At 28.8% G+C, this 11,751-nt stretch carries 11 protein-coding genes; all 11 read right to left on the bottom strand.

All coding sequences use genetic code 11. The features are described from left to right. Positions 1–36 precede the first annotated feature (36 nt). Positions 37–1,371: a branched-chain amino acid transport system II carrier protein gene (gene brnQ, locus ACEXNK_RS07380; RefSeq protein ID WP_373598295.1), complete on the bottom strand. Its 1,335-nt coding sequence runs from the start codon at positions 1,369–1,371 to the stop codon at positions 37–39. 295 nt (positions 1,372–1,666) lie between these two features. Further along, positions 1,667–2,572 (bottom strand): ribosome biogenesis GTPase YlqF, encoded by a 906-nt coding sequence (ylqF, locus tag ACEXNK_RS07375; RefSeq protein WP_373598296.1) that lies wholly within the window; start codon positions 2,570–2,572, stop codon positions 1,667–1,669. 150 nt (positions 2,573–2,722) lie between these two features. Then, positions 2,723–3,067: a 50S ribosomal protein L19 gene (gene rplS / locus ACEXNK_RS07370; protein WP_373598297.1), complete on the bottom strand. Its 345-nt coding sequence runs from the start codon at positions 3,065–3,067 to the stop codon at positions 2,723–2,725. A 106-nt stretch (positions 3,068–3,173) separates the two neighbouring features. Continuing rightward, on the bottom strand, positions 3,174–3,866 hold the full coding sequence (trmD, locus tag ACEXNK_RS07365) for a tRNA (guanosine(37)-N1)-methyltransferase TrmD (RefSeq protein ID WP_373598298.1): 693 nt from the start codon (positions 3,864–3,866) through the stop codon (positions 3,174–3,176). A 14-nt stretch (positions 3,867–3,880) separates the two neighbouring features. Continuing rightward, positions 3,881–4,396, bottom strand: a complete 516-nt coding sequence (gene rimM / locus ACEXNK_RS07360; RefSeq protein WP_373598299.1) for a ribosome maturation factor RimM — start codon at positions 4,394–4,396, stop codon at positions 3,881–3,883. A gap of 87 nt (positions 4,397–4,483) precedes the next feature. Then, the gene (locus tag ACEXNK_RS07355) at positions 4,484–4,711 is read right to left on the bottom strand and encodes a KH domain-containing protein (protein ID WP_373598300.1); all 228 of its coding nucleotides are present in this window, start codon (positions 4,709–4,711) and stop codon (positions 4,484–4,486) included. 23 nt (positions 4,712–4,734) lie between these two features. Then, on the bottom strand, positions 4,735–5,007 hold the full coding sequence (gene rpsP / locus ACEXNK_RS07350) for a 30S ribosomal protein S16 (protein ID WP_373598301.1): 273 nt from the start codon (positions 5,005–5,007) through the stop codon (positions 4,735–4,737). A 39-nt stretch (positions 5,008–5,046) separates the two neighbouring features. After that, a complete protein-coding gene (ffh, locus tag ACEXNK_RS07345) occupies positions 5,047–6,399 on the bottom strand; it encodes a signal recognition particle protein (RefSeq protein WP_373598302.1) in 1,353 nt (450 codons plus the stop codon). Beyond that, positions 6,396–6,764 (bottom strand): YlxM family DNA-binding protein, encoded by a 369-nt coding sequence (ylxM, locus tag ACEXNK_RS07340; protein ID WP_373598303.1) that lies wholly within the window; start codon positions 6,762–6,764, stop codon positions 6,396–6,398. The genes ffh and ylxM overlap by 4 nt, the downstream gene beginning before the upstream one ends. A gap of 102 nt (positions 6,765–6,866) precedes the next feature. Continuing rightward, positions 6,867–8,159: a signal recognition particle-docking protein FtsY gene (gene ftsY / locus ACEXNK_RS07335; RefSeq protein WP_373598304.1), complete on the bottom strand. Its 1,293-nt coding sequence runs from the start codon at positions 8,157–8,159 to the stop codon at positions 6,867–6,869. Between the two features lie 11 nt (positions 8,160–8,170). Continuing rightward, positions 8,171–11,728, bottom strand: a complete 3,558-nt coding sequence (gene smc / locus ACEXNK_RS07330) for a chromosome segregation protein SMC (protein WP_373598305.1) — start codon at positions 11,726–11,728, stop codon at positions 8,171–8,173. Between the last annotated feature and the right edge of the window lie 23 nt (positions 11,729–11,751).

Genomic DNA, 11,751 nt, shown 5'->3' with positions numbered 1-11,751 from the left:
TTGATAATATTATCAACGACTTTAGCTTTCCTTTTATTAACCTATTTTATTCGTATCTATACTTAACCCTGGTTCAGGCTTTTTTATAAAACTTCCCACTATACCACCTACTATTGCAGGTACTATCCAGTTAAATCCTAAAGGTGCAAATGGTAGCACATCTAAGAATGGTATGTGTATTGGTAATCCATAAGTACTAGCTAATGTATTCACAACACCTAGTATACTTATTATTAAAGTTACATATGCTGCACCTTTTACTGTATTATCATTTTTTATTCTCTTAGCGAATAAAGTTGTAAGTACTAGTAATATAGTTACTGGATAAACTATATTTAATATCGGTGCTGAGAATTGTATTATTGTGTTAACTCCGAAGTTAGATACCACTGCACTAAACACACAAACTACAATTACTACTACTTCATATTTTAATTTATTATTAGTTAGCTTTGTAAAATATTGTCCTGTTGCTGAAGTTAATCCTATAGCAGTTGTTAAACAAGCTAATGCTACTATAGCTCCTAATATAACTTTACCTGGATATCCAAGTAATTGCTCTGTTATACCAACTATTAATGATGTTTGAGATATTGCTCCTATATCTTGCCCTACATATAACTTAGATATTGTAGCTCCTAAGTATGTAAGTCCTCCATATACTAAACATAAAGCAACTCCCGCTACTACTCCTGCTTTTATAGTTAACTTAACTTTTTGATCATTATCTGTATATCCCTTATTATGAAGAGATGCGATTACTATTGTTGAAAGTGCAACTGCTCCTAAGGCATCCATAGTTTGGTATCCTTGTGATATACCTTCTGAGAATACATTTTGAACAAGTGCATCTGGATTTATATCTCCTAAAGGAGTTATTATTCCTTTTATTATTAAAATTGCTAGTGCTATAAGAAGCGCTGGCGTTAATACATTTCCTATTATATCTACAACCTTAGATGGTCTTATAGTAAGTAATAATACTAAAGCAAAGAATACTATAGAGAATATTACTGGTGATACAGAGTTTCCTATTATAGGTTGTACCCCCATTTCAAACGTTGTAGCTGCTGTTCTAGGTATTGCTAACAATGGCCCTAAGCATATCATTATTGCTACCCCTATTATTGTTGCCAACGTTTTTCCTGATCTATCTAAGATTTTATTAACATCTCCTCCACATTTTGCCGCTGCTGCTACTGCAAGTAATGCTAGCCCTACATCAGCTAATAAGAATCCTGTAAATCCTATTGTCCAACTCTCTCCTGATATAACTCCTAAGAAAGGTGGGAATATAAGATTTCCAGCTCCGAAGAACATGGCAAACAATGCAAAACCTACTACGATTATATCCTTATTCGTATTTTTCATATTAAAGCCCCCTAAATAAAGTTTCATTTCGATTAAATATTCTGAAAATATTATATTATATATATTCCTAACTGTCAATAATATTACAAAAATACACAAAATTCATAATTTTCTGTATAATATCGATTTTCAACGAAAACGCTTTATTTTGCTTATATTTAGGGAAATATAATATCGATTATATTTGCAAAAAATATGTATTTTTTTGTAAAAATAAAGAGATTACATTAGTAAATCAAGGAAAACATTTTCTTGTAAGCCTATTAAATAATTTACCAATATAATCTCTATTTTTCTAATCTACTATCATATCTTTAGGAGTTTCTAAAGTTATTCTCCCCATTTTTCCATCTCTAAATTCATTTAAAACTGTAGTAGCTATTCTTGTATAATCTAATTCATTTTTCTTTAAGATAAGACCTCTTTTTATACCTATCATATCCATAGTATCTATAGGTTCTTCTCCTAATTCATTTAATTTATATCTTTCTTTTAATTTTTCTGGCTCTATTTCCATTAATTTTGCTATTAATCTTAAACCTAAAGTATCTACATCTAATACCTCATCTTTTATAGCTCTACAAAATGCTAATTTTAATGCTACTTCTTCATCTTCAAACTTAGGCCATAAAATACCTGGTGTATCTAATAGTTCTAAATTTCCTTTTAATTTTACCCACTGCTTACCTTTAGTTACCCCTGGTTTATCTCCAGTTTGAGTACTTTTTCTTCCTGTAAGCTTATTTATAAGAGAAGATTTTCCTACGTTAGGTATTCCTACTATCATTATTCTTATAGGTCTTTCTATTCTACCTTTTTTAACTAAAGCTTCCATCTTTTCTTTAGTTTCATTCTTACATTCTTCTATTATCTTATTTACGCCTTTTCCCTTTAAAGTGTCTACAGGTATAGCTTTAATACCTCTCTTTTTATAATAATCAACCCATTGATTTAATTTATTAGGGTCTGATATATCAGCTTTGTTTAGCACAACAACTCTAGGCTTATCTCCTACAAATCTATCTATATCAGGGTTTCTACTACTAAATGGTATTCTTGCATCTAATAATTCAACAACAACATCTACTAGCTTTAAATTCTTTTGAACTAATTCCTTAGTTTTTTTCATATGCCCTGGGTACCAGTTTATATGCAAACTATCATCTCTTAAATATTCATCTGTCATTCTTTGTATTTTCATATTTCAGTCTCCTTTTTATAATATTAAAAACACAAATTATTCTTTATATTAAACTTATAATTTATATTTATTCATATTTTCAATTTTACTTAATATTCACTACAAAAAAGGAGACTGAAATTTCAGTCCCCTATTTATAGTAAAGTTAAATTATCTAGCTTCTTTTATCTTAGCAGCTTTACCTACTCTACCTCTTAAGTAAGTTAATTTAGCTCTTCTTACTTTACCTTTTCTAGTTACTTCTATCTTCTCTATTTTTGGAGTGTGAACTGGGAATGTTCTCTCTACACCAACGTTGAAAGATATTTTTCTTACAGTGAAAGTTTCTCTAGCTCCTCCACCTTGTCTCTTTAATACAACACCTTCGAATACTTGTATTCTTTCTCTTTTTCCTTCAACTATTCTAACGTGTACTTTTACAGTGTCCCCAGGTCCAAAGTTAGGAACATCACTTTTTAATTGTTCTTGCTCTAATGATCTTAATATTTCGTTCATTTTTTATCCTCCTGGTATCATAGACGCTCTTAATTACCTGACCAAGTGTAAAAAGAGGAACGCCCGTTTATTTTTTCAACAGATTTTATTATACTATATGTCCCTATTATTTACAAGCTTTTTTGTATAAATCAGGACGTCTTTCTTTAGTTATTTCAATAGATTGTTCGTGTCTCCACTCATCTATTTTCTTATGATTTCCTGAAAGTAAAACTTCAGGTACTTCCATGTCCATAAATTCTCTTGGTCTAGTATAATGAGGGTACTCTAATAAATTATCTTTGAAAGATTCTTCTTCAAAAGATTCATTTTGATTTAATACCCCTGGTATAAGTCTTGATATAGAATCTATAAGAATTAAAGCAGGAAGTTCTCCTCCCGTTAATACATAATCTCCTATAGAGATTTCATCTGTAACTATTAAATCTATTATTCTTTGATCTATACCTTCATAATGTCCACAAAGTAATATAACATCTTCAAACGTAGACATCTCAGTTGCTATATCCTGATTGTGTACTTTTCCTTTCGGAGTTAAGTATATAACTCTAGGATTTTCTATATTGAACTTGTCCACTATATGCTTATATGTATCATATATAGGTTGAGGGGTCATAACCATACCGGCTCCACCACCAAATGGATAGTCATCTACTTTTTTATGCTTATTAGTAGAAAAGTCTCTTATATTGTATATATGTACATCTATAATACCTTTCTCTACAGCTCTTTTCATTATACTTTCATTCATATAAGAATTAAATATTTCTGGAAATAACGTCATTATATGAAATCTCATGTTATCACCTTAAATTAATCTAACATTCCCTTTATAGGGTCTATTATCATTTTTCTTTCTTCTATATCTATCTCTGGTACAAACTTCATAACAGCTGGTATTAAATATTCTTGGTTTTCTTTTCCTTTTATAACGTAAACATCATTTGCAGAGTATTGTAGTACGTCTTTTAATTCGCCTACATGCTCTCCATCTACTGTATAAACATCTATACCTATCATATCAGCTATAAAGAACTCATCTTCATCTAGTTCTCTAGAGTCTTCTCTAGATACATATAAGTTTTTACCTACTATTTTTTCAGCCTCTTCAACTCTGTCTATACCTTTTATTTTCATTATAACTAGGTTACCTTTATATCTAACCTTTTCAACTTTATATTCAGTATTTAAATCTTTCCCTATATAGAAAGTATTTAAATCATCAAATCTATATATATCATCAGCTGAAGAATAAATTCTTACTTCACCTTTTAATCCTTGTGTTTTTACTATTTTTCCTATTTTAAAATGAGTTAATTTATTTTCCATAATCTCACCTTCTTTAATAATTGTGCTTTATATTAATGCAATATATACAAAGTATATACAAAAAGGATTAGGTTAATACCTAATCCTTTATATTATTTCAAGAGTAACCTTTTTACGTTCTCTATTTGAAGCAGATTTTATAACAGTTCTTATAGCTTTAGCTATTCTACCCTGCTTACCGATAACCTTACCCATGTCATCTTGAGCAACTCTTAACTTTAGAATTATTTCATCTCCATTAAAAGTTTCCTCTACTTCAACTGCTTCTGGATTATCGACAAGAGCTTTTGCTATATCTAGTACTAGCTCTTTCATATCAATTCACTCCTAACAGGAAATTACTTAGCTTGCTTAGAAGCTTCGAACTTTTCCATAACTCCGTTTTTAGCGAATAAGTTTTTAACTGTATCAGTTGGTTGTGCTCCACATCCTAACCATTTAACAGCTTTCTCATCGTTTATTTTAACTTGCTTTGGTTGAACTACAGGGTTGTAGAATCCTATTTCCTCTATGAATTTTCCATCTCTTGGAGATCTTGAATCTGCTACTACTATTCTGTAGAAAGGTTTTTTGTTAGATCCCATTCTTTTTAATCTTATTTTAACTGCCATATCGACACCTCCGAAAAAATTTATCTTTTTTGTTTTCTATTATTTAAAGAAAGGTAAACCGGCAAAGCCTCCCCTTTTCTTCATGCTTTTTTGAGTTCCTGTAAACATCTTCATCATTTTCTTCATTTCACCGAATTGTTTTATAAGTCTGTTTACATCTTGAACGCTAGTACCACTACCTCTTGCTATTCTTTTCTTTCTTGAAGCATTTAGTATACTAGGATTTCTTCTTTCTTCTATTGTCATAGACTGTACTATTGCCTTAGTCTTAACAATTTCTTTGTTATTCATATCGATGTCCCCAAGTTGATCTTTCATTTGACCCATACCTGGTATCATTTCTATGACCTTATTAAGAGGACCCATCTTTTGAATTTGTTCCATTTGCTCTAAGAAATCTTCAAAATCAAGTTCTTGTTTTTTAATCTTGCTTTCTAATTCCTTAGCTTTTTCTAAATCTATATTTTCTTGAGCCTTTTCTATTAAGCTTAGGATATCTCCCATACCTAATATTCTAGATGCCATTCTATCTGGATGGAAAGGCTCTAAGTCATCTAGCTTTTCTCCCATACCTATAAACTTTATAGGCTTTTGTGTTACAGCTCTTATTGAAAGTGCCGCTCCACCTCTTGTATCACCATCAAGTTTAGTTAATACAACTCCATCAACTCCAAGTGCATCATTGAAGTTTTCTGCAACATTTACTGCATCTTGTCCTGTCATAGAGTCAACAACTAATAGTATTTCATGAGGTTTAACTTCAGATTTAATATTCTTTAACTCATCCATTAAAGTCTCATCTATATGAAGTCTACCAGCTGTATCTATTATAACTAAATCATTGTTGTTTTTTAATGCATGATTATATCCTGCTTTAGCAATGTTTACTGGGCTTTCTTTATCTCCCATGCTAAATACTGGTATATCTAACTTTTCTCCTACAACTTGTAACTGCTTTATCGCTGCAGGTCTATATATGTCACAAGCCACTAATAGAGGCTTTTTACCTTGCTTTTTAAAGTATCCTCCAAGTTTACCAGATGTAGTTGTCTTACCTGCACCTTGTAGACCTACCATCATTATAACTGTTGGTGGTTTTGGCGATATCATTATTTTACTTTGAACATCACCCATTAAACTTGTAAGTTCTTCATTAACTATTTTTATAACATGTTGGGCTGGAGTTAAACTTTCCATAACTTCTTGTCCAACAGCTCTCTCTTGAACTTTTTTTACAAAGTCTTTAACTACTTTAAAGTTAACGTCAGCTTCTAATAAAGCTAATTTAACTTCTCTCATAGCATCTTTAACATCTTTTTCAGTAAGCTTTCCTTTAGATTTTAACTTTCCTAAAGCTCCCTGTAATTTATCTGCTAATCCTTCAAATATCATTTTAACATCTCCCTGCATACATCTTCTATATTTTCTAACTTAGGGATTAAATTAGCACAATCTCTATTTTGCAATAAATCTTGTTTAATGTCAACAACTTTATTGTATATATCTTGTGTAAAGTTTTCACGCTCTTTTGACTTTTTTACCAAGCCTAGTTTAGCTTCATAATCTTTTAAAATCTTTTCTGAACGCTTTAAAGTATCATAAACACTTTGTCTTGATACATTTAAATTTTCACTGATTTCTCCAAGAGAATAATCTTCATTGTAATAAAGTGATACAATTTCTCTCTGCTTATCAGTTAGAAGCATCTTGTATTGTTCAAACAACAACCCAATCTCTACCAATTTTTCTAGATTCATTATTACACTTCCCGATTACCATACTGTAAAGGTGATTTCCTTTACACATTGTATTTTATATCATACTAATAAAGTTGTCAACATTTATTTGTAAAAAGCTAATTAGTTCCCAAATAATGCATCTATAAATGCTTTTGAGTTAAAATCTTGTAAGTCTTCTACCTTTTCACCAACACCTATAAGCTTAACAGGAACATCAACTTCTGATTTAACAGCTAACACAACTCCACCTTTTGCAGTTCCATCTAGCTTAGTTAAAACTATTCCAGTTATATCAGCAACTTCTTTAAATGTTTTTGCTTGAGATACAGCATTTTGACCTGTAGTTGCATCAACCACTAATAAAACTTCTTTTTTAGCTTCTGGATATTCTCTATCTACTATTTTGAATACTTTACCTAACTCATTCATTAAGTTAGTTTTATTGTGAAGCCTTCCAGCTGTATCACATATTAATATATCTGCTTTTCTAGCTTTGGCAGCTTTAACAGCATCAAATATTACAGCTCCAGGGTCAGCTCCCTCTTGATGTTTTATTATATCTACATTGCTTCTATTTGCCCACACTTCTAATTGTTCTATTGCAGCAGCTCTAAATGTATCTCCTGCTGCTAGTACTACTTTTTTACCTTCTTTTGTATATCTATTAGCAAGTTTTCCTATAGTAGTAGTTTTTCCAACTCCATTAACTCCAACCATTAATATTATACTTGGTCCTGGCTCTACATCTAACTTAGAATCTTCTTCTCCTAACATTTCAACTATTAAAGTCTTTAATTCATCTCTTACTTGTAAAGGATCTGTTAATCCTTTTGACTTTATAGCATCTCTAAGATTGTCTATCATTTCCATAGTAGTGTTTACACCAACATCTGCAGTTATTAATATTTCTTCAAGTTCTTCTAATAACTCTTCATCAATAGTTGTATATGAGTTTAAAACTGCATCTATTTTATCTGTTATACCTTGCTTTGCTTTAGTCAATCCTTGTTTAAGTCTTGCAAATAGCCCAACTTCTTCAGTCTCTTCAAAGTTATCGTCTGTGATTTCTTCAGTTTCTGCAACCTCTTCTTCTTTCACATCTTCAACTATGATTTCTTCAGTTTCTATTTGAGAATCGTCAATAACTTCTTCTTGCTCTATTATCTCTTCTTCAACTTCTACATTATTATCATTTATTATTTCTTCATTTACTACTTCTTCTTTTTCTTCTTCTCTAGGCTCTATTTTAAATTCTACAGCTTCAACTACAGTTTCTTCTTTATCACTTATATTTTGCTCTGACTTATCACTATCATCAGTTGTAGTCTCTTCAGTATTTTCAACTTCTTCTATTTTATTATCTTCAATCGTATCTTCTTTCTTTTTCCCAAATTTAAATAGTTTCTTAAACATAACTACCCTCCTTATATTATATCTTGAGTTAATTCTTTAGCTTCTTTTAGTTTAAGGCTTATAACTTTAGATATTGCTTTTTCCTGCATAGTAACGCCATATATATAATCTGCAACTTCCATAGTTCCTCTTCTATGTGTTATAGATATAAATTGAGTATCATTAGATAATTCTTTTAAGAATTCTCCAAATCTATATATATTAGCATCATCTAGAGGTGCCTCTATCTCATCTAATATACAGAATGGTGTTGGTTTAGCTAAAAGTATAGAAAATAATATACTTATAGCTGTAAGTGCTTTTTCTCCACCTGATAAAAGATTTAAGTTTTTCATTTTTTTACCTGGTGGTTGTGCAACTATCTCAATATCACTTTCTAGTAGATTTTCCTTATCTACTATTCTAAGTTCTCCAGTACCTCCACCAAATAACTTCTTATATACAAACTTAAAGTTCTCATTTATTACTGCGAACTTTTCATTAAATTCTTTTTTCATATTGTCTTCAAGCTCTTTAATCAGTTTATATATTACATCTATAGATTCTTCTAAGTCTTTCTTTTGCTCACTATAGAAATCATATCTTTCTTTTATTTCTTCATATTCTTTAATAGAATCTAAATTTACATTTCCTAAGCTCTTAATTTCTCTTTTTAAAGCCTCTACATCTTTTTTATCTACAACTATAGAGTCATCTTTTAGTTTAATAGCTTCTTCTAATGAAACTTCATATTCTTCCATAAGTCTTGTCTCATAAGTTTCTTGAGAAGATTTTATTCTTTCTAATTTCCCTTCTATCTTAAATATACTTTCTTTTAATTGCATATATTTTCTATCTGTATTCTTAAGACTTGAAGCTAATTCTTCTCTATTTTTCTTTATAGATTCTTTTTGTTCTTTTTGTAGATTAAGCTTTTTATTTTCATCAATAAGTTGATTTTCTAAGTTTTCTTTCTCTGATGTTTCTATCTTTATTTGTTCTTCTAATTTAACCTTGCTATCTTTGCTTTGCTCAAGACTTTTATTTATCTCTTCAAGTAAGTTATTTTGTTCTGAATTTTCACTAGTTATTCTATTTATATCTTTTAGTATAGTTTCATATGTTTGTTTCAACTTTACATATTCTATATTTAACTCGTCAAACTTACCTTTTTCAGCTTCATATACATCATTAAATTCTTTAAGCTTTAAATTTAATTCTTCTATAACTGATTTGTTTGAGTTATGTTTTTTCTCTATTTTATTTATATCATCTGTCAATGCTTTTGTTTTTGTTAATGTATATTCTAAGTTTTCTTTTAACCCTTGTTTTTCATTATATAATTTATCAAGGTTATTTTCTAAATTTACAATATCGTTACTTAAATTTTTAATCGTAGTGTCTATAAACACTAAGTTTTTATCATTATCACTTAAATTAACTTTTATATTTTCAGCTTTTTCTAATTCTAAGTTGATAAGATTATTTATTTCTTTCTTATTTTCTTCAAATGCCTTTAAATCTTTTTGCCCTAATACTATTTTTTCTTTAAACTCTTCTATAAGTCGTTTTCTAGAAAGTATATTTCCATTAGTTCTTATTGTCCCACCTGTTAAAGATCCTCCTGGGTTAAGTATCTCTCCATCTAATGTAACAACTTTATATCTATGATTAGTTTCTCTAGCAAATTTAATAGCATTATCCATATTATCTATAACTATAGTTCTTCCTAATATGTTTTCTATTATGTTTTTATATTTATCATCAAATTTTACTAATTCACTAGCTATTCCTATATAATTAGTTGTAGATTTTATTAATTTTTTATCTATTTTATTAGATTTAATTATATTTAACGGTAAGAAAGTAACTCTTCCTAAATTGTTTTTCTTTAAATAATTTATAGCAGACTTAGCACTGTTCTCATCTCTAGTTATTATATTTTGCATATAACTTCCTAATGAAGCTTCTAGCGCTTTTTCATACTCTTTATCTGATGATATAACTTGTCCTAAAGCGCCATGTATACCTTCTAAGTCTTTATTTTTTAATACTTCTTTTACACCTTTGTTAAATCCTTCATAGTGTTTTTCCATATCAGTATATATATTTAACTTAGAATTGTATTCATTTAATTTTAGTTTTAATCCTTGTGCATCATTTTCACATTTTTTATAATCATCTTTTAGTTTGTTTGATTGATTTAAAATTAATGAATAATCATCTTTTAATTTTTCCGATAGTTTTAATTTACTATCTTTATCTTTTCTATATTTGTCTACTTCTTCTTTTTTATAACTTATATCAGTTTTTAAATTTTCTATATCTATATCTATAGTTTCAGTTCTTTTTTGTATATTTTCAATATTTGCATTTAAAGTAGATAGTTTATTTGCACTATTTTGTTTTTCATCTAAAAGAGTAATTATTTCATCTTTTAAGTTCTCAACTTGATTGCTTACATTATTTATGTCAGTTTTTTTATTTTTATTTTTCAAATCAAACTCATTTATTTTTTGTTCTATATTATCTATGTCTTTTAAAGATTTTTCTTTTTCTTTATTTAAATTATTAAGTAGATCTTTATTAGTTTCTATCTTATTTTTAGAGATTGTTATTTCATTACAATATCTATCTATATTGCTACTGCAATTTTTTATTTTTTCATTGAGCACATTAAGTTCAGAATACTTTTGATTTATTACTTCCTTGATAGTATCTATATATTCAATAGCCTTATTTATTTTACTATCTATATCTTCAATCTCTTCACTAGATTTATTTAAATCTTTTTCTAATGTATCCTTTTCATTCTTAATGCTATCCATTTGATTTAACATTAAGTCATTTTGTTTGATAAATTCATTAAATTGAGCATCTAATTCTTCTATTTCTTTTACATAACTATTTATCTCTAGATTTTTTAACTTTTCTTTTATTTCTAAGTATTTAATAGCTTTTTGTTGTTGTGATTCTAGAGGCTTTAATTGATTTTCTATTTCAACATATATATCTTCTATTCTATTTAAGTTCTCTTTTGTATTTTTTAAGTTTCTTTCAGCTTCTTGCTTTTTATATCTATATTTAGATATGCCACAAGCCTCATCAAATACTTTCCTTCTGTTTACAGGGTTGTTGCTAAGTATTTCATCTACTTTACCTTGCTCTATTATAGAATATCCATCTTTACCTATACCTGTATCTAATAATAGTTCTTTTATATCTTTTAACCTACATGACTTATTATTTAAGAAAAATTCACTTTCTCCACTTCTGTAAGCTCTTCTTTTTATAGTTATTTCACTATATTCTAAATCTAGTTTTTTATCACTATTATCGATAGTAAGAGCAACTTCGCAGTAATTCATAGCTCTTTTTGTATCTGTTCCTGCAAAAACTACATCTTCTAACTTATCTCCTCTTAAGCTCTTTATGCTTTGTTCTCCTAGTACCCATCTTACAGCATCTGATATATTACTTTTACCACTACCATTAGGTCCTACTATAGCTGTTATACCTTCATTAAAAAGAACATCAGTCTTTGTTGGGAAAGACTTAAATCCTTTAAGTTCTAATCTTTTTAAGTACAATACTTTTCTCTCCCTTCAATGCT

The organism is Paraclostridium bifermentans, assembly GCF_964259345.1.
Classification (GTDB): Bacteria; Bacillota; Clostridia; order Peptostreptococcales; family Peptostreptococcaceae; genus Paraclostridium; species Paraclostridium bifermentans_B.
Note: the sequence above shows the minus strand (reverse complement) of the source record. Positions and strands in the feature narration are given on the sequence as shown.

Coding starts and splice junctions, on each gene's coding strand:
- brnQ (WP_373598295.1), bottom strand. CDS start 1,371: ATGAAAAATACGAATAAGGATATAATCGTAGTAGGTTTTGCATTGTTT.
- ylqF (WP_373598296.1), bottom strand. CDS start 2,572: ATGAAAATACAAAGAATGACAGATGAATATTTAAGAGATGATAGTTTG.
- rplS (WP_373598297.1), bottom strand. CDS start 3,067: ATGAACGAAATATTAAGATCATTAGAGCAAGAACAATTAAAAAGTGAT.
- trmD (WP_373598298.1), bottom strand. CDS start 3,866: ATGAGATTTCATATAATGACGTTATTTCCAGAAATATTTAATTCTTAT.
- rimM (WP_373598299.1), bottom strand. CDS start 4,396: ATGGAAAATAAATTAACTCATTTTAAAATAGGAAAAATAGTAAAAACA.
- ACEXNK_RS07355 (WP_373598300.1), bottom strand. CDS start 4,711: ATGAAAGAGCTAGTACTAGATATAGCAAAAGCTCTTGTCGATAATCCA.
- rpsP (WP_373598301.1), bottom strand. CDS start 5,007: ATGGCAGTTAAAATAAGATTAAAAAGAATGGGATCTAACAAAAAACCT.
- ffh (WP_373598302.1), bottom strand. CDS start 6,399: ATGATATTTGAAGGATTAGCAGATAAATTACAGGGAGCTTTAGGAAAG.
- ylxM (WP_373598303.1), bottom strand. CDS start 6,764: ATGAATCTAGAAAAATTGGTAGAGATTGGGTTGTTGTTTGAACAATAC.
- ftsY (WP_373598304.1), bottom strand. CDS start 8,159: ATGTTTAAGAAACTATTTAAATTTGGGAAAAAGAAAGAAGATACGATT.